Annotated in this window: 21 protein-coding genes; 6 read left to right on the top strand and 15 right to left on the bottom strand. The window is 30.5% G+C overall.

Annotation, left to right across the window (positions count from 1 at the left end):
• Position 1 precedes the first annotated feature (1 nt).
• Positions 2-1,096 (bottom strand): Nif3-like dinuclear metal center hexameric protein, encoded by a 1,095-nt coding sequence (locus tag ACH5TX_RS08100; protein WP_439339027.1) that lies wholly within the window; start codon positions 1,094-1,096, stop codon positions 2-4.
• Between the two features lie 177 nt (positions 1,097-1,273).
• Between ACH5TX_RS08100 and lpxK the strand changes: the two genes are divergently transcribed.
• Positions 1,274-2,242, top strand: coding sequence for a tetraacyldisaccharide 4'-kinase (lpxK, locus tag ACH5TX_RS08095; RefSeq protein ID WP_439339026.1), 969 nt, complete (start codon positions 1,274-1,276; stop codon positions 2,240-2,242).
• Here lpxK and ACH5TX_RS08090 read toward each other — a convergent pair.
• The 7 genes from ACH5TX_RS08090 to ACH5TX_RS08060 are packed head-to-tail and all read right to left on the bottom strand — an operon-like array spanning position 2,239 to position 9,517.
• Positions 2,239-4,470, bottom strand: coding sequence for an ATP-binding protein (locus tag ACH5TX_RS08090; RefSeq protein WP_439339025.1), 2,232 nt, complete (start codon positions 4,468-4,470; stop codon positions 2,239-2,241). The two genes, lpxK and ACH5TX_RS08090, sit on opposite strands and share 4 nt — an antisense overlap.
• Before the next feature lie 27 nt (positions 4,471-4,497).
• The gene (gap, locus tag ACH5TX_RS08085) at positions 4,498-5,514 is read right to left on the bottom strand and encodes a type I glyceraldehyde-3-phosphate dehydrogenase (RefSeq protein WP_439339024.1); all 1,017 of its coding nucleotides are present in this window, start codon (positions 5,512-5,514) and stop codon (positions 4,498-4,500) included.
• Positions 5,515-5,516: 2 nt separating this feature from the next.
• A complete protein-coding gene (gene lipA / locus ACH5TX_RS08080; RefSeq protein WP_439339023.1) occupies positions 5,517-6,395 on the bottom strand; it encodes a lipoyl synthase in 879 nt (292 codons plus the stop codon).
• Positions 6,396-6,442: 47 nt separating this feature from the next.
• Positions 6,443-7,657 (bottom strand): Nramp family divalent metal transporter, encoded by a 1,215-nt coding sequence (locus ACH5TX_RS08075; protein WP_439339022.1) that lies wholly within the window; start codon positions 7,655-7,657, stop codon positions 6,443-6,445.
• 1 nt (position 7,658) lies between these two features.
• Positions 7,659-8,204 carry an RNA polymerase sigma factor gene (locus tag ACH5TX_RS08070; RefSeq protein ID WP_439339021.1) on the bottom strand — a complete coding sequence of 182 codons (546 nt, stop codon included), beginning with the start codon at positions 8,202-8,204 and terminating at the stop codon, positions 7,659-7,661.
• Positions 8,195-9,307 (bottom strand): glycosyltransferase, encoded by a 1,113-nt coding sequence (locus ACH5TX_RS08065; protein ID WP_439339020.1) that lies wholly within the window; start codon positions 9,305-9,307, stop codon positions 8,195-8,197. Before ACH5TX_RS08065 ends, ACH5TX_RS08070 begins: the two co-directional genes overlap by 10 nt.
• Before the next feature lie 6 nt (positions 9,308-9,313).
• Positions 9,314-9,517, bottom strand: a complete 204-nt coding sequence (locus ACH5TX_RS08060; RefSeq protein ID WP_439339019.1) for a membrane or secreted protein — start codon at positions 9,515-9,517, stop codon at positions 9,314-9,316.
• A gap of 149 nt (positions 9,518-9,666) precedes the next feature.
• Here ACH5TX_RS08060 and aqpZ point away from each other — a divergent pair, with 149 nt between their 5' ends.
• Positions 9,667-10,353: an aquaporin Z gene (gene aqpZ, locus ACH5TX_RS08055; RefSeq protein WP_439339018.1), complete on the top strand. Its 687-nt coding sequence runs from the start codon at positions 9,667-9,669 to the stop codon at positions 10,351-10,353.
• Positions 10,354-10,429: 76 nt separating this feature from the next.
• On the opposite strand, the gene ACH5TX_RS08050 is transcribed toward aqpZ, so the two are convergent.
• From ACH5TX_RS08050 to ACH5TX_RS08035, 4 genes are all read right to left on the bottom strand, one after another.
• Positions 10,430-11,218: an anti-sigma factor domain-containing protein gene (locus ACH5TX_RS08050; RefSeq protein ID WP_439339017.1), complete on the bottom strand. Its 789-nt coding sequence runs from the start codon at positions 11,216-11,218 to the stop codon at positions 10,430-10,432.
• Positions 11,219-11,226: 8 nt separating this feature from the next.
• Positions 11,227-11,760 (bottom strand): RNA polymerase sigma factor, encoded by a 534-nt coding sequence (locus ACH5TX_RS08045; RefSeq protein ID WP_439339016.1) that lies wholly within the window; start codon positions 11,758-11,760, stop codon positions 11,227-11,229.
• A 69-nt stretch (positions 11,761-11,829) separates the two neighbouring features.
• A complete protein-coding gene (gene murB / locus ACH5TX_RS08040) occupies positions 11,830-12,843 on the bottom strand; it encodes a UDP-N-acetylmuramate dehydrogenase (RefSeq protein ID WP_439339015.1) in 1,014 nt (337 codons plus the stop codon).
• The gene (locus tag ACH5TX_RS08035) at positions 12,843-14,033 is read right to left on the bottom strand and encodes a pyridoxal phosphate-dependent aminotransferase (RefSeq protein WP_439339014.1); all 1,191 of its coding nucleotides are present in this window, start codon (positions 14,031-14,033) and stop codon (positions 12,843-12,845) included. The genes murB and ACH5TX_RS08035 overlap by 1 nt, the downstream gene beginning before the upstream one ends.
• 120 nt (positions 14,034-14,153) lie before the next feature.
• On the opposite strand from ACH5TX_RS08035, the gene ACH5TX_RS08030 reads away from it, so the two are divergent.
• Positions 14,154-15,491 carry a retropepsin-like aspartic protease gene (locus tag ACH5TX_RS08030; RefSeq protein WP_439339013.1) on the top strand — a complete coding sequence of 446 codons (1,338 nt, stop codon included), beginning with the start codon at positions 14,154-14,156 and terminating at the stop codon, positions 15,489-15,491.
• A 54-nt stretch (positions 15,492-15,545) separates the two neighbouring features.
• On the opposite strand, the gene ACH5TX_RS08025 is transcribed toward ACH5TX_RS08030, so the two are convergent.
• Positions 15,546-15,971 (bottom strand): DUF1573 domain-containing protein, encoded by a 426-nt coding sequence (locus ACH5TX_RS08025; RefSeq protein WP_439339012.1) that lies wholly within the window; start codon positions 15,969-15,971, stop codon positions 15,546-15,548.
• 272 nt (positions 15,972-16,243) lie between these two features.
• Here ACH5TX_RS08025 and ACH5TX_RS08020 point away from each other — a divergent pair, with 272 nt between their 5' ends.
• The gene (locus ACH5TX_RS08020) at positions 16,244-18,880 is read left to right on the top strand and encodes a valine--tRNA ligase (protein ID WP_439339011.1); all 2,637 of its coding nucleotides are present in this window, start codon (positions 16,244-16,246) and stop codon (positions 18,878-18,880) included.
• A gap of 242 nt (positions 18,881-19,122) precedes the next feature.
• Here ACH5TX_RS08020 and ACH5TX_RS08015 read toward each other — a convergent pair whose 3' ends face one another.
• Complete coding sequence (locus tag ACH5TX_RS08015) at positions 19,123-19,569, bottom strand: GNAT family N-acetyltransferase (RefSeq protein ID WP_439339010.1); 447 nt, start codon at positions 19,567-19,569, stop codon at positions 19,123-19,125.
• Positions 19,570-19,587: 18 nt separating this feature from the next.
• Entirely contained in the window at positions 19,588-19,968 is a 381-nt protein-coding gene (locus ACH5TX_RS08010; protein ID WP_439339009.1) for a nuclear transport factor 2-like protein, read from the bottom strand.
• 379 nt (positions 19,969-20,347) lie between these two features.
• Here ACH5TX_RS08010 and ACH5TX_RS08005 point away from each other — a divergent pair, with 379 nt between their 5' ends.
• Positions 20,348-21,085 (top strand): methyltransferase family protein, encoded by a 738-nt coding sequence (locus ACH5TX_RS08005; protein WP_439339008.1) that lies wholly within the window; start codon positions 20,348-20,350, stop codon positions 21,083-21,085.
• A 54-nt stretch (positions 21,086-21,139) separates the two neighbouring features.
• Positions 21,140-22,015, top strand: a complete 876-nt coding sequence (locus tag ACH5TX_RS08000) for a helix-turn-helix domain-containing protein (protein WP_439339007.1) — start codon at positions 21,140-21,142, stop codon at positions 22,013-22,015.
• The last annotated feature ends 234 nt before the right edge of the window (positions 22,016-22,249 follow it).

Below are 22,249 nucleotides of genomic sequence, written 5' to 3'. Positions count from 1 at the left end.
TTTAAAAATACTTAACAGGATTTGTATTTGTCTCTGATAAAATGATGGCAAAATTAGTAATTTTTTTTGTAAGATACGCTACTAAAAGGTTTTTTGTGAACTGTTCGCTTTCATAATGTCCAATATCTGCCAAAAGTATACTGTTTTCTGCCATAAAAAAGTCGTGATATTTTAAATCGGCAGTTATAAAAACATCAGCACCAGATGCTTTAGCTGCTTGAATAGCAAAACTTCCTGAGCCTCCTAAAACGGCAATTTTCTTTATGGGTTTGTTAAGAAATGAAGAATGCCTAATGAATGGTGTATTCATTTTCGTTTTTAAATGGTTTAGAAACGATAATTCGTCCATAGGAGTTGGTAATTCGCCAATCATTCCCATGCCAATATTCTGGTTTTTGTTTTCTATAGTCGTAATTTCATAGGCCACTTCTTCGTAAGAATGCGACTTAAATAAGGTTTGAATAACTTGACTTTCTAAATGCTTGGGAAAGGTGATGGATATTTTTGTTTCGGCTTCAAGATGTGTTGTTCCTTTTTCGCCTTTTGTAGGATTAGAATTTTCGTTGCCATTATAAGTGCCGTAACCTTCTACATTGAAACTGCAATTTTTATAGTTACCAATACTGCCTGCTCCTGTATTGAATAAAGCAGCTCGTAATTGTTCGGCTTCATCCTTAGGAACATAGGTGGTTAGTTTTTTTATGTTTTCGCTTTGCGGAATTAATATGTGTTTATTTACTAGCTCTAGCTGATTGCAAATCATATCGTTTACACCTAGTAAAGCATTATCTAAAGCAGTGTGCATGCTGTAAATAGCAATATCGTGTTTAATGGCTTTTATAACGACGCGCTCAACATAATTTTTGCCTGTTAGTTTTTTTAAACCTTTAAAAATAATAGGGTGGAAGCTAACTATTAGGTTACAGTTTTTTTCTATGGCTTCGTCTACAACGGCTTCAAGTGTATCTAAAGTAACGAGTACGCCTGTAACGTTTGTGTTTTTATTACCTACTAAAAGACCAACATTATCAAAACTTTCGGCGTACGATAATGGCGCGAGTTCTTCTAGGTGGTTAATTATATCTTGAACAATCATGTGTTATTTTGTTTGTATCAAAGATAAAATATTATACTATCACAAGTAAAATTTTATTTTAAGCTGTCTTGGGTAATATTAAATGATTTAAATATTGATTATATTCGAGCCTTAGTATTTATAATCATTTTCGATTTCGTTATTGTGAAGTTAATTAGAAAAATATGTTTTCCTATTATGCCTATTTATTACGGTGTAACAAGTTTACGAAATAAATTATACGATTTAGGTTTAAAACAATCTACTACCTATAATTTTCCTGTTATTTGTGTGGGGAATTTAAGTGTTGGTGGTACAGGAAAAACACCTATGATTGAGTATTTAATTACTTTGCTTAAAGACGATTATAAAGTAGCAACTTTAAGTAGAGGTTATAAAAGGAAAACAAAAGGGTTTCAATTGGCTAATGAATCTTCGTCTGCTGAATCTATAGGAGATGAACCATTTCAGTTTTATAGTAAATTCAACAAAGAAATTTTAGTTGCTGTTGATTCTGATAGACGAAATGGTATTGAAACTTTGCAAAGTAATAATACCCCAGAGGTTATTTTACTTGATGATGCTTTTCAGCATAGAAAAGTAAAGGCAGGATTTAATATTTTGCTAACTACTTACGGAAATCCGTATTTTAATGATGTTGTTTTGCCAACTGGAAACTTAAGAGAACCAAGAAGTGGTGCAAAGCGAGCAAACATTATTGTTGTAACTAAATGTCCAATAGGATTAACAGAGAACGAAAAAAATAAAATTATTGAACAGATAAAACTAAAATCGCATCAGCATGTTTTTTTTAGTTCTATTGCTTATGCCAATGAGGTTTTTTCTTTAGATTCCAGTATTAAAGTTGAAGATTTAAATGATTTTACTTTGGTAACAGGTATTGCAAATGCAAACCCTTTAGTTGATTTTTTAAATAATAAAAACTTAAAGTTTGAACATTTAAATTTTAAAGATCATCATGAGTTTTCTCAGGAAGATATTGCAGTGTTAAATAAAAAATCACGTATTGTAACTACCGAAAAAGATTTTATGAGATTAAAACAATACGACTCTTTAAAAGCTAAGTTGTTTTATTTACCAATAACTACGGTTATTGATGATAGCACAGCATTTAATACATTAATTAAAACGTTTGCAAATTCTTAGGCAGACTTGTTAGCATCACCAGCTAAGGCATTGTAAAGTTTTTTCTCAAACTCTTCTTGCTTAAACGGTTTAGGAATAATATCTGTAAAGCCAGCTTCGTCAAATTCGTGCATTTTGTCTTCAATGGTTACGGCTGTTAAAGCAAAAATGGTTAATTCTTTATCAAAAGCTCTAACGCGTTTGGTTGCCTCCATTCCACTAATTCCTGGCATGTGAATATCCATTAATATAATGTTGTAGTCGTTGGCTTTTATCATTTCTACAGCGTCTTCACCATTATCAATAATATCACATTTAAGATTCATTTTAGTAAGAATCTTTTTGGTAATCATTTGATTTATTTTATTGTCTTCAACAACTAAAATCTTAACAGTTGTTAAATCGATATCCTCTTTATTTCCACTAAAGTATGTTACTTTCCTTTCTTTGGCTTCTTCAACAGATGTGTATTCTAAAGGTATTTCAAAATAGAACGTTGTTCCTTTTTCTAATTCACTTCTAACGTAAATCTTACCTTTTAAAATGTCTATTAAACCTTTTACAATAGAAAGACCTAAACCTGTACCTCCATATTTTCTGTTAATTTGAATAGAACCTTGAGAAAAGCTTTCAAACATATTGTCTTGCTTCTCTTGGCTAATACCAATACCGTTATCTTCAATTTCAAATCGAAGTGTGTACTTGCTGCCTTCTTGCTCGATTTTATATATTCTTATCCAAATATCTCCGTCTTTTGTAAACTTAATTGAGTTACCAATTAGGTTAATTAAGATTTGTGAAATTTTTAATTGATCGGCAATAAAGTTTTCTGGTAAATCTTTATCGTATTCAAAATGAAGTTTAACATTATTATCGTTTGCTGAATTATTTAAGGCAAGAATAATATTGTTTATTTTCTTTTTTAAGTTGAATGATTCTGGATCTATTTCAACTTTATTAGCTTCAATTTTGTTAATTTGAAGAATGTCATTAATAAAGGTTAAAAGGTAATCGCCTGAAAATTTTAATGATTTTAAATGCTGAATTTGTTCAGGTTTTGGGTTTTCTTCTAACAACATATTACTTAAACCTGTTACAGCATATAGAGGTGTACGTAACTCGTGAGTAACTGTAGATAAGAAATTAGCTTTCGTTTTTGATGCTAATTCTGCTTTTTCTTTAGCAATAATAAGTTCTCCATTTTTTTTATGAAGCATATTATTGGTTTTCAATCTGATGTTATTATTCTTGTAAAGCGATAAAGTTAAAAGTGATAATATAGTAATTAAAGCAACACTTAAAATAGATGTTAACGTGTTTAGGTTTTTGTCTCCTTGAGCTTCTTTTATTATTTCATCCTTTTCTTTATTTTTTTCAATTTCAGTGTTTAGCTTGTTCTGTATTTCACTATCTGTTGAAGAATAAGCTGTTTTTAGACTTCTTAATGAATCAGATAGTTTTATATGCAGTTTTAAGTAATCATTAGATTGTTTGAAGTTGTTAATGTTTTCATTAATATTACTTAGTACTGAATATCCTTCATTTAGTACACTAGCATAGTTGTTGTTTTTAGCAATTTCTAATCCTTCGCTAGCATAACTTAGTGCTCTTTCGTCATCATTTAAATTACTATAAATAATGCCTTGTTTTATAAGAGCTTTACTTTGAGTTTTTAAATCTTCTGTTTTTTTAGCAAGTGCTAAAGATTGATCAATTACAGATCTTGCTTTTCTGTAGTTTTTTAAAAGCATATATGCTTTCCCTTCTTCAAGAAGTGTTTCTGATAATTTTTTCTCTAGATCTTCTTGTAAAAATAAATTTCTTGCAGATTTAAAATAATCTGCTGCTTGTGAGTAGTCTTTTTTACTTACATAAACCTCTCCTAAAGTTTTATAAGAATCTGCTAAATTAGCATCGTCTTTTATAGTTCTTTGGATTTCAATTGCCGTATTAAGTGACGTTATAGCATTATCACTTTCATCATTAAGAAGCTGTAATCTAGCTTTTATAGTATGAATGATTCCTAAACTTTTTTTGTTGTTTAGTTTTTCGGCTAATTTGAAGGCTTCATTTATATTATTTTGTGCTTCTAAATAATTAAAATTATCTAATGCAGAATGAGCTTCTTTTATTCGAAAGTTAATCTTCCCTTTAAGTATTTCTGGGTCGTTATCTATCGATTTTTGAGCAGAAATACTGAGGCTAAATAACAGTACTGCTATGTATATGTAGTTTCTGATTTGGGTCATTTCATTAAATCTTACCGACAAATATAATTATTTTACCGATAAAACACACTTTTTTTCCGATAAATTACATAATAAGTCAATAATTCTTGAAGAATAACCTGTTTCGTTATCGTACCAACCAATAATTTTTACCATATTTCCTATAACAGAAGTCATACCAGAATCAAATATACACGAATGTGTGTTTCCAACAATGTCGATGGAGACAATAGGATCTTCTGTATATTCTAAAATACCTTTATATTGTTTTAGAGAGGCTTCTTTAAAGGCGCTGTTAATATCTTCAATGGATACAGTCTTTTTTACATTAAAAGTAATATCTGTTAAAGATCCATTAATTACAGGCACTCTAATACCACAACCACCTATAACATCAGATAATTCAGGAAATATTTTTGTAAGTGCTTTTGCAGCTCCTGTTGTTGTTGGAACAATAGATTGACTGGCAGCTCTTGAGCGACGTAAGTCTCTATGTGGTTGATCGTGTAAACTTTGATCGGTAGTATAAGAGTGTACTGTTGTTATGTAAGCCTGATTAATACCGCAAAGTTTATTAATGATGTCAATCATTGGTGCAGCATTATTAGTGGTGCATGATGCATTAGAAATAATAGTCTCTGTACCATTTATACTATGCTCGTTTACACCTAAAACAATAGTTTTTATGTCATCTTCTAAAGGAGGAACACTTAAAATAACTTGTTTTGCACCATTTGTAATATGGTTTTGTAAATCTGAAACAGTTTTAAATTTACCTGTAGCTTCAATTACAAAATCAACATCATAAAGTTTCCAATTAATATCTTTAGGATGATTTTTATTTAACAAAGGAATTTTTTTGTCATTTACAATAATGCCATCATCATTATTTGTAACAGTTCCATTAAAAATTCCATGAACACTATCGTATTTTAATAAATGACTTAAAGTTTTTGCATCGGCTAAATCATTTATGGCAACAACTTCAATGTTTGTATGGGCTTGAACTAATCTAAATACACGCCTGCCTATTCTACCAAAACCATTTATTGCTATGCGAATCATGATTAATGGATGTGTTTTTGAGCATGGTAAGATGAGCGCACCAAGGCACTACTTTCTACATGACGAAAACCTAATTCTAAACCAATATTTTCATATTCTTTAAATTGATCTGGACTTACAAAATGCTTTACTGGTAAATGTTTTTTACTTGGTTGTAGGTATTGACCAATAGTAACTATGTCTACATTGTTTGCTTTTAAATCATGAAGCGTTTCAATAACTTCTTCTCTAGTTTCTCCTAGTCCAAGCATAATACCAGATTTTGTACGACGTTGACCTTGTTGTTTTAAATATTTTAAAACTCCCATGCTTCTGTCGTACTGTGCTTGAATTCGAACCTCACGAGTTAAACGGCGTACGGTTTCAATATTATGAGATACAACTTCTGGAGCAACATCTATAATTCTGTCTATATGTTGTTCTATACCTTGAAAATCTGGAATTAAAGTTTCTAAGGTTGTTTCTGGATTCATTCGGCGAACAGCTTTTACAGTTTCAGCCCACATAATGCTTCCCATGTCCTTTAAATCATCTCTATCAACACTTGTTAATACAGCGTGTTTAATTTTCATTAATTTAATTGAACGTCCAACTTTTTCAGGTTCATCCCAATCAACAGTTTCAGGGCGTCCTGTTTTTACACCACAAAACCCACAAGAGCGTGTGCAAACGTTACCTAAAATCATGAAGGTTGCAGTACCTTCTCCCCAACATTCTCCCATATTAGGACAGCTACCAGAAGTGCAGATGGTATTTAATTTGTACTTATCTACCAAGCCTCTTAGTTCTGTGTATTTTTTTCCAGTTGGAAGCTTAACTCGAAGCCATTTTGGTTTAGCTTGACGTTCTGGTAATATATTAGATGCGGTGTCTTTATTCATGCTGTTATAATAAGGGAGCAAAGATACAAAGTATTCTTTTAAATTTTTTATAAAGTGGTAAGATACCAAATACTAAAAGCGATTAAAAATGTAATGCCTAACCAGCTTAAAACATGAAGTGTTTTTGAAGGATGCCATTCTTTAGGCGTGTGTTTACTCGAAATTAGTACGTAGTTGATTATGGCAAAAAAAGGAGCTGTTATGAAAGATAAAATAGTAGCAACTTTAATTAAAAGTCCCATTTCTGATGCTAAAAATAAAAAGATGCAAATGGTTCCTGTAGCTAGTAAAGTAATCCAAAAAATATAATTAAATTTTGAGGATTTTTTAAATAATAATTGTGTGGCTTTTGCCATAGCTCTTGGAGATGCATCTAATGTTGTTAGTGTGGTGCTAAACATAGTTGTAAATGCTGCAATGCCAATAATAATATACGCCCAATTACCTAAGCTTGCTGTATACATGTTTATTAGTTGACTAGAAAAAGCACCAGCCGAACTACTAAATGTTTCTCCGCTGTTAAACATAACTAAAGTGCCTAACATTAAAAATCCAACACCTAGTATGATAGTGCTAAAATAGCCAATGTTAAAATCAAATAATATAGATTTTGTATTTGGTTGTGTTGTGTTTTTATTTTTCTCTACAGTCCATAAAGATTGCCAAATAGAAACATCTAAAGGAGCGGGCATCCACCCCATAAAAGCAATTAAAAATGCAATTTCTAAACTGTTGTTTGGTAGTATTTGTTCAAATGAAATAGGAGCATTGTTTTTGTTTAAGGCAATAACTACTGCTATAATTGTGCTTATTGTAAGTGTTATAATAATTACTTTCATTAACTTATCTAGTAATTTATATTTTCCAAACATTAAGATTGATATACATATTGCTAAAATAATAATAGTCCATATTTCTATGCTTAAAGCATTGCCAAACAATGAAAAAGCAATGCCTGCAGTAACAATAGTTACAGCTGTTTGAATAGTAAACATGGTAGCGAAACTTAGTATAAAATAGATTGCTAAAACACCTTTGCCTAATTTATTATAGCCATCTAATAAGCTTTTTCCAGTAGCTGCAGCGTATCTTGTGCCAAATTGAAAAAAAGGATATTTGAACACATTTACTAAAAGTAATGCCCAAAGTAAACCCATACCAAAATCGGCACCAGCTCTAGTAGATTGCACTAAGTGTGATACACCAATGGCTGCACCTGCAAATAATAAGCCTGGACCAAGGTTTTTGAGTTTAGAAAGCATTTTAGTTTTTCTGAATAATTTCAGCTAACAGTTTTTTAGCTCGAAGCAGTTTTACTTTTACATTATTCATAGGTTCCTTAAGTTGAAAAGAAATCTCTTTATAACTTAATTCTTGAAAATAACGCAGATTAATTACTTCTTGGTAATGTGGTTTTAACTTTTTTATATCACGTAGCAATTTAGCTAAATGCTGTTCTGTAATAAGTTCATCTTCAGCCGAAGGAGATTCATCTAAAATTTGATAAACCGATTTGTCATCATTAGAAATAACTTGAGAAATAGAATTTTTTTCTTTTCTCATTAAATCTATATGAATGTTTTTAGAAATAGTGATTAACCATGTCTTAAACCTGTAATTGTCATCAAAAGTTTCAATTTTATCAAAAGCTTTAGAAAAGGTTTGAATGGTTATATCTTCAGCATCATTTTCATTTTGAATGCGCTTTAACTGAAATCCGTAAACAGCATCCCAATAAGTATCTAATAGGAAATTAAATGCTTTTTGGTCGTTTGCTTTAGCACGTTTAATAGCTTCTTCTATTTCCAAAAATTAGGTTTTGATATAAGATTGTTTATAAAGATAGTTAATTGTGTTATAATTAGAAAAATTTCTAAAAAAGGAAGCCAAATTAATAGATCTATTTCATTCAATTTTTTTGATGAAAATCCTATGATTATATATTGAAATAATATTCTGAATAAAAATAAGCCTAGTATTAATTGCCAATTATAATTTGAAATGAAAAGAAATATAGATAAAAACCAAAACAAGAAATTAGAGCTAAATAATAAGGTTAATAGTATTTTGTGCTTTGATTTGTAATGTTTAGCTGTTGAAACATGACGCCTTTTTTGTTTAAACCAGTTTTTAAAAGATGTTTTAGGATTAGATTCTGTAAAGCTTTCTTTAGAGAATGCTATAGCAGTATTTTTTCTAGTAGCTACTTGGTTTATAAATAAATCATCATCGCCAGAAAGAATTTTTATGTGATTTATAAAACCGTTAGCATTAAAAAACTCTTTCTTAGTATAGGCTAGATTTCTTCCAACTCCCATATAAGGTAAACCAATTTTTGCAAAAGAAAAATATTGAATAGCAGTAATTAATGTTTCAAACCGAATGAGTTTGTTTAAGAACGAGTTTTTAACTTTTGAATAAGCACCGTAGCCTAAAATAATTGTTTTTTCATTATTAAAATGAGAGCTCATTTCTTTAATCCAATGTTTCGAAACAGGTTTACAATCGGCATCAGTGAATAAAAGAAACTCATTTTTTGAAGCTTTTATACCAAGGGTTAATGCATATTTTTTATTTCCCCAAAAGGCTTCAATGCTTTTTACATCAACAATTTTAATATTAGAGTGCTGTTCGGAAAAATGCTCCATAACATGGAGAGTGTTATCGCTAGAAGAGTCATTGATTAAAACAATTTGAAAATCAGGATAATCTTGAGAAATTATAGAAGGTAAAAAGTTTTTTAAATTTTCAGCTTCGTTTTTAGCACAAATAATAACTGAAACTGGAGCGTTAGTTGGTTTTTCTTTTCTAAGTTTAAGAAAAGCAAAATTTCCAAAAAAAATAAAATAAAATACGGCTTGAATAAAAACTACAACAGAGAAGCTGTAGAAAATAAAATCAAGTATGCTCATAAAATGCTATGAGTGTTGAGGTTTGTTACAATCACTAAATTGATCTGGTGTTTTACCACAAAAACCGCAAGCTTCTCCTTCTTGGTTTAGTACAGGGTTTTGACTAGCACAAGTTCCAGCAAATTTGCCATCTTTTTTTGCCCAAATTTTAATAGCAATACCACCAATTCCTATAGCTAATAAAGCGATTGTAATTAAAAGAAGTTTCATTTGTTTATAAATTTTAAACAAAGATAATGCTTTTAGTAAAAAGCAAAATAAGATACATGCTAGAAATTTGCGTGACTAATTGATTTTTTATGTGTCTTATGGTTAATTATTTGTAAATTAACATTCTAACCAATTAAATTATTTATTTTATGAAAAAATTATTCGCAGAATTTTTTGGAACATTTTGGCTTGTTTTTGGAGGTTGCGGTAGTGCCGTTTTTGCAGCAGGTTTTCCAGAGTTAGGGATAGGATTTGTAGGAGTCGCTTTAGCGTTTGGTCTTACTGTTTTAACAATGGCTTATGCTGTTGGTCATATTTCTGGAGGACATTTTAATCCAGCAGTATCTTTGGGGCTTTGGGCTGGGGGTAAGTTTGAAGCTAAAGATTTACTAGGCTATATAGTTGCACAGTTAATAGGGGCTATTGCTGCAGCTGGTGCTTTGTATTTAATTGTAACTAATAAGGCAGATTTTACAACTATTGGAGGGTTTGCTGCTAATGGTTATGGTGAATTATCTCCAGATGGTTATTCTATGACTGCTGCACTAATTGCAGAGTTTTTATTAACCATGTTTTTCTTATTAATTATTTTAGGAAGTACTAATGATAGAGCGCCTAAAGGTTTTGCACCAATAGCTATTGGTTTAGGTTTAACATTAATACATTTAATTAGTATTCCTATTACTAATACATCTGTTAATCCTGCCCGTTCTACTAGTCAAGCATTATTTGCAGGTACAGAATTTACTGCTCAACTTTGGTTGTTTTGGGTTGCTCCTATAGCTGGTGCTATTGTAGGAGGACTTATTCACAAAGCTTTATTTGATAAAGAATAAAACAACAATAATTATTGTATAAAAAAAGCCTCGTTTTTAATAAACGAGGCTTTTTTATTGTGCTTTTTTTCTTTTTCTATTGTAAGTCTATTTCAGCTACCATATGATCTAAAGAAGCTGTAGAGTTTCCTCCTTTAGGTTCTATGGTAATATTTAAAGCTAATGCGTTTTCTGTATAAGGAATAGCTTTTAACTGTCTGTCTGTTTCACTTAAAATTCCTAAACTAACCATTTTACCTTGTAGTTCTGCCCAAATTTGGTAACATTGTTCTTCTGGGAGCTGTGGTAAAGAAACCACATCAATCATCGATGTTTTTTCTTTAGGGTTTATATAGGCTACCGTTTTTAAGTTTTTTGCTCGGTTATTACCTTGCATAATATATTTGTATGTGTTAGGGTCATTAAGCTCTTTAAATTGTTGCATAATTTCGTCTAACTTTTTGTTGTTCATTTCTATATCACTTCTTAAATCAAAAATTTCATCAACAACCACTTGGTTTTCACTAGATAATTTTTGGTTTTGTGAGTAAAATGAATACGCAGTACCAGCAAAAATTAATGCTGCAATACTTGCTGCGACACTAAATTTATACCAAGTTTTTTGTTTGTAAGATGTCTGCATTTTAACTACAGGCGTTTCATCAAGTTCATCTAAAATGTTATTTAAGATGCTTTTAGGAGCTTCAACAGCATTACTTTTAGCAACTATTTCTAAGTTGTATTGTAATGTATTGTACGAATTCTGTACTTCTGGGTATTTTGAAATATAAGATTCAACCATTTCTGTTTCAGCAGAAGTAGTTTCACCTAGTAGATATTTTTCTAATAGGCCAGAATTTAAAAAAGTATTTATTTTCTCATTCATGACGTTATTTATTTAGGATTATAGATTTTTTTCAATTCGCGTAATCCAATTTTTAATCTCGATTTTATGGTTCCCAACGGAATATTCAATTCGTCGCTGGCTTCCTGTTGTGTCATACCCTCAAAAAAGAGTGCATTTATTACTATTTTATATTTTTCATCTAAACTACTTAGATGCTTTTTAATATCTAAAACATCTTCATTTAAACCGTTCGATGTTATTTTATATACGTTTGAAGTTTCTATTTGGACTTCTTTACCGCTTTTGTTTTTTAAAGACCTTGTTTTGTCTATGGCTGTATTGTATACAATTCTATAAAGCCATGTAAATAGTTTCGCTTTGCTAGCATCGTATTTTTTTGCATAACGCCATATTTTTACAAAACTTTCTTGCAGTACATCTTGCGCAGTATCATCGTCTTTTATTATTTTTTTTATAACACCAAATAACGAGTCTGCGTAGTTTTCATACAGCAGTGTTATGGCTTTTTTATCACCACGTTCTAATAAATAAACTATTTCTTTTTCTATAGCTGAAATCAAGATAATGTTGGTTTAGTATATGTTTAACTATGATACTTAATTACATCAAAGTTAGAAATTTCTTTTAGATTATAAGATGTTTACTTCTGCTTCAATAGAAATATTAAAAAGACGTTTTACCGTTTTTTGTATTAATTTTGATAGATTTAAAATGTCTTCACCTTTTGCATTTCCATAATTTACTAGTACTAAAGCTTGTTTTTTATGTACTCCATAATTTCCAAAACGTTTTCCTTTAAATCCTGCTTTTTCAATAAGCCAACCTGCAGGAACTTTTACTTCATCATCTGAAACAATATAACTAGGAATGTCTTCAAAATTTTTAGATAGAATATCGAATTGTGATTTTGATATTACTGGGTTTTTAAAGAAGCTACCACTGTTACCAATGTGTTTAGGGTCTGGTAGTTTGCTTTCTCTAATAGCTATAACTGCTTTTGAAACATCTTGAATAGTTAGCGTTTTTATTCCTGAATCTTCAAGTTGAGATGCAATAGCTCCATAATTAATATTCAATTTATGGTTGCGTTTTGTAAGCTTGAAGGTAACACTTGTTATAATGTATTTGCCTTTAACTTCATTTTTAAAGATAGAATTTCTATAACCAAAATTACAATCAGCTTTATCAAAAGATCTTATTTTATAAGTTTCTGTAGATAGTGCTTCGCATGAAACAAAATGATCTTTTAATTCTACGCCGTAAGCTCCAATGTTTTGTATAGGAGCTGTTCCTACATTTCCAGGAATTAAAGACATGTTTTCAAGACCTCCAAAATCATTTTTTAAACACCATAAAATAAATTCATGCCAATTTTCGCCAGCACTGGCTTTAATTGTGGCAAAATCTTCATCTTCAGAAACAATAGAAATGCCTTTTAAATTTAGTTGAATAACTAAAGCGTCTTGATTTTTGGTAAGTAGCATATTACTGCCACCACCTAAAATAAGTTTGTTAGGATGGTTTTTAAAAGATAGAGCTTTTTTTAAGCTGTCTAAACTAGAAACTGAAACAAAATAATCTGCCGTAACATCAATACCAAAAGTATTATATGGTTTTAAAGATATGTTTTGTTCTATATGCACTAGTCTTTATATACTTTTAAAGCTTCTTTTAAAATATTTACAGCTTTTATTAGCTTCTCTTTATTAAGTACGTAAGCAATGCGAATTTGGTTTATACCAATACCAGGGGAGGAGTAAAATCCTGCTGCCGGAGCTACCATAACAGTCTCACCATCAATGTCAAAGTCTTCTAAAAGCCATTGTGCAAATTTATCAGAATTTTTTATAGGTAATTCTACCATACAATAAAAAGCACCTTTAGGTTTAGCTATTTTTATACCTTGAATTTTTTGCAATTCTGTAATTAAAGTATCTCGCCTTTCAACATATTCTTTTGTAACAGCATCAAAATAGCTTTGAGGCGTATCTAAAGCGGCTTCACTAGCAATTTGAGCATAAGTTGGAGGACTTAAACGCGCTTGGGCATATTTTAAAACGGTTTGTCTTACGCTTTTGTTTTTTGTTACTAAACAGCCAACTCTTGCGCCACACATACTGTAACGTTTAGAAACAGAGTCAATTATAATGGTGTGTTCATCTAAGCCATTGAGTTGCATTACAGAAAAATGTTTGTTACCATCGTAAACAAATTCACGATATACTTCGTCTGCAATTAAAAATAAGTCATGCTTTTTAGCAATGGCACCTAGTTGTTTAATTTCTTCTTCAGAATATAAATAGCCTGTAGGGTTTCCAGGGTTACAAATTAATATAGCTCTGGTTTTAGGAGTAATTAGTTTTTCAAATGTTTCAACAGGTGGTAATGCAAAATTGTCATCAATATTACATATTGCAGGAACTACTTTTACTCCAGTAGCTGTTGAGAACGCTATGTAATTAGCATAAAAGGGTTCTGAAATAATAACTTCATCACCTGGATCTATAATGCTACTAAATAAAAAATAAAGGGCTTCACTAGCTCCTGTGGTTACAATAATATCTTTTGGAGATATTAATATGTTGTGTTTTTTGTAATAAGCAGCAAGTTTTTTTCTATATGTTTCAGAGCCTTCCGATCTAGAATAAGAAAGTATTTCTACATCATTATTCTTTACGGCTTCTAGAGCAATTTCAGGGGTTTTAATATCTGGTTGACCAATGTTTAAATGGTATATATGTTTACCCTCTTTTAAAGCTTGTTCAGCAAAAGGAACTAACTTACGTATAGGAGATTCTGGCATTAAGTGCCCTTTTTTTGATATAGTTGGCATGCGTTTAATTTAGGTGCAAATATGAAGAAATTATCTTAAAGTTTTTTTAAAAATGACTATAAATTAGAAGGCTACTCTAAAGATTCGTAAATTTATTATGTTTAAACTGAATATTGAATAATGAAAAAGCTTTTTATACTCATATTATTAGTTTTTTGTGTGAATAATTTGAGTTTTTCTCAACATAAATTCACTATTCAGAATAAGAAGCAATCAGATAAAATAAAGTTTAAATTAATAAATAACTTAATTGTTTTTCCTGTAGAGATTAATGGGGTCACTTTATCATTTATATTAGATACGGGCGTTAGTAGGCCTCTTATATTTAATTCTTTAAATGTATCTGATACTTTAAAAATAAAAAATGCAGAGAAGATTTCTTTACGTGGCTTAGGAGGTGGAGAAAGTATTGAAGCCTTTAAATCTAAAAATAATGTTTTAAAAATAGGGGATGCTATAAAGTTAAACCAAGAATTATATGCTATAGAAGGTATTAATCTTAGTTTTAGTTCGCGACTAGGTATTTCTGTGCATGGAATAATAGGTTATGATTTATTTAAAGATTTAATAGTAGAAATAAATTATACTTCGAAATATATAAGATTAACAGAACCCAAAAAATTTGAATATAAAAAATGCAGAAAATGCGAATATTTAAATTTAGAATTTTATAATAATAAGCCATATGTTACTGCAGAAGTAGTTCTTGAAGAAAAAAAGATTCCTGTCAAATTATTAATTGATTCAGGAAGTAGTGATGCATTGTGGTTGTTTGAAGATGATTCTTTAGGAATCATACCAAGTAATAAGTTTTTTAATGACTTTTTAGGGCATAGTCTTAGCGGAAGTGTTTACGGTAAACGCTCTAAAGTGGATGCCTTTTTATTAAAAAGTTTTGAAATAAAGGGTTCTAATGTAGCTTTTCCTGAAGCATTATCAGTAGCGTTTGCTAAACATGTTAAAGATCGTAATGGAAGTATAGGAGCTAATATGTTAAAGCGATTTAATGTTGTTATAGATTATAAATTTGCAATAATTAGACTCAAAAAGAACAGTTATTTTAATGAAGCTTTTAATTATAATAAAAGTGGTATTGAGTTAGAATATGATGGCCAAAGATTAGTGAAAGAAAGGCGGCATTTTAAGAATAAATCTGAAGTTAGAGAAAGTGAAGCAGCTTCAAGTAGTGATGGTGTTATTGTAGAGCAACAATATAAATTAGTTTTAAAACCATCATATACAATTGTAGAACTAAGAAAAGGATCTCCTGCAGAGCGGGTAGGTTTGATGATAGGAGATGTTGTTTTATCAATTAACGGAAAATCTGCATATCATTATAATTTACAACAGCTTACACATATGTTTTATGCTAGGGAAGGAAAACATATTAAATTAAGAGTAGATAGAAATGGGGAATTATTAACTTTTAATTTTCAATTAGAAGATGTTTTAAAATAAAAAAGACTTAGACAATAATGCTTAAGCCTTTTAAAATTATCTGTTTGTAATCTTTTATTGTTGTACAATACTTTTTTCTTTCTTTTCAAGTACACTTGCTTTACTAGTATCTACTACCAATCCTTTTATTTTTAAAGCTACTGTAGGGGTTTCTGCGTTAGAGATAACAGTGATTGTTTTTCTAATAGGGTTAACTCTATTGGTGTCATACTTAACTTGAATCTCTCCCGATTTTCCAGGTAAAATAGGACCGTCTGGTTTTTTAGGAACCGTACATCCGCAGCTAGAAGTAACTTTAGAAATAATTAAAGGGGCATCTCCCGTATTTGTAAATTCAAAAACGCGAACTCCATTAGCGCCTTTTTCAATCGTTCCGTAATCAATCGTTTCCGATTTAAATTCAATTTTAGCTATTTTGTCTTGAGCATTCAAGCTAAAACTTATTAATCCGATAAATAAAATTGTAATTAATTGTTTCATATTTTTTTGTGTTTATATCATTTTATCAAAAACCTTAATTCTTTTTTATAAGGCTTATTTGTTCCTGTTTTGTGTTGTATTCTATGTCAAACATAGGTTCTTTTGCTGTCATCTGCAAAAATATTGGATGAAATACATGAAACTTAACATTTGATTTATAGTTCTTCATATTAAAATAAAGTAGTTTTTGATATTTCACTTTGTTATCAACTTTCACAACAAAAGAAATATAAGTACTTTTGCTCATCAATATTCAAAAACTATTCCAAAGTATGCAAATTCCATCAAAGTATGATGCAAATCAGGTAGAAAGTAAGTGGTACGATTACTGGATGAAACATAATTATTTTCATTCAACACCAGACGAAAGAGAGCCTTATACTATAGTCATTCCGCCGCCTAATGTTACTGGCGTATTGCACATGGGACATATGCTTAATAATACAATTCAGGATGTATTAATTCGTCGTGCGCGTTTACAAGGAAAAAATGCATGTTGGGTACCTGGTACAGATCATGCCTCAATTGCTACAGAAGCGAAGGTTGTTGCTAAGTTAAAAGAGCAAGGAATTGATAAAAACGACTTAACACGTGATGAGTTTTTAGCACACGCTTGGGATTGGACACACGAGTATGGAGGTGTTATTTTAGAACAGTTGAAAAAACTAGGATGTTCTTGTGATTGGGACAGAACGAAGTTCACCATGGATGCTGACATGTCTGAAGCTGTGATAAAAGTGTTTGTAGATTTGCATGAAAAAGGCTTGATTTATCGTGGTTACCGAATGGTAAACTGGGATCCAGAGGCAAAGACAACACTTTCAGATGAAGAAGTAATTCATGAAGAACGTCAAGGAAACCTATATTACTTAAATTATAAAATAGAAGGAAGTGATGATACGCTAACTATAGCAACCACACGTCCTGAAACTATTTTTGGAGATACAGCAATTTGTATAAATCCTAATGATGAGCGTTTTGTACACTTACGTGGAAAAAAAGCAATCGTGCCAATTTGTAATAGAGTCATTCCTATTATTGAAGATGAATATGTTGATGTAGAATTTGGAACAGGTTGTTTAAAAGTAACACCTGCACATGACGAAAACGATAAAAATTTAGGTGATAAGCACAAACTAGAAGTTATTGATATTTTTAATGAAGATGCTAGTTTAAATAGTTTTGGACTTCATTTTGAAGGTCAAGATCGTTTTGTGGCAAGAAAATCAGTTGCTAAAGAATTAGAAGCATCTGGTGTTTTAGTTAAAACGGAAACTCATATAAATAAAGTAGGAACTTCTGAAAGAACCAAAGCTGTTATAGAGCCTCGATTAAGCGATCAGTGGTTTTTAAAAATGGAAGAATTGGTAAAACCAGCAATTGAAGCTGTTTTAGGTGAAGATGCCGATATAAAATTGTTTCCAAAGAAATTTGAAAATACCTACCGTCATTGGATGACAAATATTCGCGATTGGAATATTTCGCGTCAACTCCTTTGGGGACAACAAATTCCTGCATATTTCTATGGTGATGGAAAAGAGGATTTTGTAGTTGCAAAAAATGTTGAAGAAGCTGTAATAAAAGCAAGAGTAGCAGCTAACAATCAAGAATTAACAGCCGATAGTTTACGTCAGGATACAGATGCTCTAGATACTTGGTTCTCATCTTGGTTATGGCCAATGAGTGTGTTTGATGGTATTCGTAATCCAGAAAACGAAGAAATAAAATATTACTACCCAACAAACGATTTAGTTACAGGACCCGATATTCTTTTCTTTTGGGTAGCCCGAATGATTATTGCAGGTTACGAGTATAAAGACGAGAAGCCGTTTAATAATGTATATTTAACAGGTTTGGTTCGTGATAAGCAACGTCGAAAAATGAGTAAAAGTTTAGGGAATTCTCCTGATGCTTTAAAACTTATTGAGCAATATAGTGCCGATGGTGTTCGTGTTGGTTTACTATTGAGTTCTGCTGCTGGAAACGATTTAATGTTTGATGAAGCACTTTGCCAACAAGGAAAAGCATTTGGAAATAAAATTTGGAATGCCTTTAGATTGATTCAAGGATGGGAAATAGATGAAACTATTCCACAACCAGAAACCTCAAAAGTAGGGTTGGAGTGGTATGAAGCTAAGTTTCAAAAAGCTTTAGTCGAAATAGAAGATCATTTTAGTAAGTACAGATTAAGTGATGCTTTAATGGCTATTTACAAGTTAATCATGGACGATTTTTCGTCATGGTTATTAGAAATTATCAAGCCAGCGTATCAAAAACCTATTGATGCTAAAACATATAAATCGGTAATTGAAGCTTTCGAAAATAATCTTAAAGTATTGCATCCGTTTATGCCATTTTTATCTGAAGATATCTGGCAGTATATTTCTGAAAGAACGCCAGAAGAAGCATTAATTGTTGCTAAATGGCCAGAATCTAAAGCTATAAATGAAACGTTAATTACTGAATTTGAATTTGCTTCGGAAGTGATTTCAGGAATTAGAAACATCCGTAAACAAAAGAATATTGCTTTTAAGGATGCTATTGGTTTTTCAGTAATAAACAATGAAAAGGCGAATACCACTTTTAATGGTGTTATAGCAAAATTAGGAAACCTTGAAAGTATAGTAGATACTACGGTAGCTATTGAAGGCGCTTTAACCTTTAGAGTAAAATCTAACGAGTATTTTATTCCTATGGTTGGAGCTATTGATGTGGAAGCTGAAATTAAAAAACTAACAGAAGAGTTAAATTATACTGAAGGCTTTTTAAAATCGGTACAAAAGAAACTATCTAACGAGCGTTTTGTTGCAGGAGCACCAGAGCAAGTTATAGCAAACGAACGTAAGAAAGAAGCCGATGCTTTAGCTAAAATTGAAACTTTAAAAACGAGTTTGGCTAGTTTGGGGTAGGTTTTTAGGAGGTTCGTTTAACGTGTTTGTGTATGGTTAGTTACGGAAAATCAGTTAGGATTTTCCGACGTACGACGAAGTTAATTAATTCGAGTGAATTCCTGCGAAGGAATTACGTAGTAATTAACAATACACATTGTTGTCTATAGTGCTTTTATTCACAATTAATCAATTACTCGTTATATTATTTAAAGTGACAATAGTTTTTATTCTTTCCAATACAGATTACATCAGCTGTAACGTTACAAAGCTTTAATCATATGATACCCAAAAATTTCATAGCCTTTAGAGTAATAAAATTTATGTGCTCTACGGTTTTCGGTATAAACATCTAATTCTATAGAATGATAATTATTTTGTTTAGCCCAATTTTGAACTAAATCAAGAAATTGTTTGCCATAACCTTTAGATTGCACGGTGTCATCGATAATAAAATTATCAATTTCTAACTGCTTGCCTGAGTAGATTTTTGTCAACGTCCAACCACCTAATATTCCTTTAAGCCTGCCATATTTATAAAACCCAAAGAGCTGATAATTATCATAAGTCATCATTTCCCATAATCTAGTTTTAATAATTGATTCTGCTTTATCTGGATTTAATTGTTTTAGAAAGGGAAGTATTTCATAGGTAGAATCAATGCCTAAATTCCGAATTTCTGTTTGCTCAATTAATTTTGTTGTTATCATTATTTAAATTCTATTAATTTATTTTTCTTCAATCTGTCCTACAAAGGTTTGTTGAGAAATTTTACCATTTTTTAAAATAAAGGTTCCTGAGCCTAGAGGAATATCTAAATTAGGTGTTTTGGCGTGCCAAACTATGTAGCCTAAATCGTCTTCAATACTAATTTTATCTAATATTAAAATAGTTTTTCCCTTTGGAAAAAAACTAATTAACTCATCAATAAACAAACGAATTTCTCTTAATCCTTTAAATGTCTGTTCCAAAGTTATTACAATGGATTCCTCGGTATAGTCAGACATTAGTGCTTCAATATCATTGTTGTAAAACGAATCCATATGATTAATTACAATAGCTTTTGTGCTATTTTGGGTATTTGTATTGTCAGTTATTTTAGTATCCATTATTTACTAGTGAATACAGCTCTATACTTATCATTTTTCCAATCTTTTGTTTTTGTATACCATCCAAAGCCTAGAATTGAAGTAGTATACTTTTCGTTTTTTATCGGTTTAGTTTTCATAATTATTTGATTTTTAAATTCGAGACAAATTTATCTCGATAATCAGAGATAAGATTTATGCTAAAGTCCATTTTTTTTGTTTTAAAGTTCATTTTTATCTAATAGGTTTTGAGTTTAATAAATTGATATTTAGTTAATTAATTCCAAGTATGTTAATTGAAACACAAATGAACCTCACAGCAAAAAAGTTGAGCTTTATAGAAAAACAAAACACTTGTAATGTCAATAATTTTGCTGCATAATCATTAATTTATTGTATCATGAAAAAAGTAATTATGTTTTTGTATTCTATTGTAGCGTATCTCATAGGGTTTGCTTCATTATTGTTCTGGATTTTATCTATTAGTTATCTAATTCCAGAGATATCCATTGATAGAAGCTCAGAAATGTCCACAGGATGGGCAATTTTAAAAAATCTCGGATTAGTGCTAATGTTTGCGGTCCCTCATTCTGTAATGGCCAGGAAATCATTTAAAGATTGGATAACTAAAACAATTCCTCGACCTATTGAAAGAAGTACTTATGTCTTGCAGGCCGGTATTTTATTGTTTGTATTAATTTGGAATTGGGAACCTATAGGAGGTAATATTTGGACCATACAAGAAGGTACAACTCTATTTTATGTCATGTATATACTGTTCTTCACAGGATGGATAATTTTATTTGTAAGCACTTTTTTAATCAATCATTTTGATTTATTTGGATTAAGACAAACCTATCTTGAATTGGTAAACAAACCTTATACACAGCTAGAATTTAGGATAACTTGGTTTTATAAATACGTAAGACATCCTTTGTATTTTGGTGGCATTATGGGGCTTTGGTTTACGCCAGTTATGTCTGGAACTCATTTAGCTTTTGCGATACTATTAACAACTTACTTTTTTGTAGGAACATTATTTGAAGAGAGAGATTTACGTAAAGAGTTTACGGAAAAGTACAAAGCGTATATGAAAAAAACACCAATGCTTATTCCATTTACTAAATTTAAGAAGTAGATAATCAGATACTTAATATTTTTTTTATCTTTAATATTTATACAAATCAGAATTATGGCTTTAGACGTATTTAAATACTTTAGCGGTCCCGTTAATTATAATAGATTAGTAGGTGATGACTTTTTATTTGTTGAATATAAATGCCCTATTGATATAGAAAATTTTAAGGTTTGGACCGAAGTACCTTTTTTGAGTTATGTTATAAGTGGAAAAAAAGATTGGACTGCCATAGAAGGCACACATCAATTAAAACAAGGTGAGGCCATTTTTTTAAAAAAAGGTGTTTATAATACAAAGCAATATTTTGAAGAAGATTATTGCACGCTGTTATTTTTTATTACTGAAGATTTCATTAGAAGATTTATAAAAAAATATAAAGAGACTATTAATATAAAGTTGTCTTATTTAAATGAGAATCAGATTTATCCTATAAATGTTGAAGAATCGCTAAAATCATTATTTATGTCTATTTTCAATTACATGAATCGAACTAATGAAATACCAAGAGAATTGGTGCTAATAAAGTTTGAAGAATTACTATGCAATATAATTTTAAATCCAAAAAACAAAAAGCTTACAGACTTCTTTTTATCACTAGAACAAGTAGAAAAAACAGATTTAAATAATGTGATGATGAAGAACTTCTATTCAGATTTAACTATGGAAGAGTTTGCAAGACTTTCGGGTAGAAGTTTATCCACGTTTAAGAGAGATTTTAAAGCCTACTATAATCAAACACCTGGAAAATGGTTAAATAACAAGCGGTTAGAATATGCCAAAACTTTATTAGAAAATCCGGATTTAAATATAAACGACATTTGTTGGGAAAGTGGTTTTAAGAATGCCTCTCATTTTAATAGTAGTTTTAAAGATAAATATAATTTGCCTCCTAATCAATATAGAAAAAAATTAAGAGCAAGCTCGCTTTAATCAATATAGATAAGTTATATTGTTAAGTGCTAGAGTTTAAATTTATCCTTTTCAAGAATGTTACTTTAATGATAAATTTTTCATAAGCATTATAGACAATGACGTTGATATGAAATCGTTTTAATGATTTATATCATACGTTAAACGAAGTTAGTTAAAATTTCTGACAAAGTCAAGTGCGTAAATAACCAAAAAGCATACTAAAAGAAGAAGGGGGGATGATAGCTGCTGATT

The organism is Thalassobellus citreus, from assembly GCF_044385915.1.
GTDB classification, from domain to species: Bacteria; Bacteroidota; Bacteroidia; order Flavobacteriales; family Flavobacteriaceae; genus Thalassobellus; species Thalassobellus citreus.
This window is presented reverse-complemented; position numbering and strand designations above follow the sequence as displayed.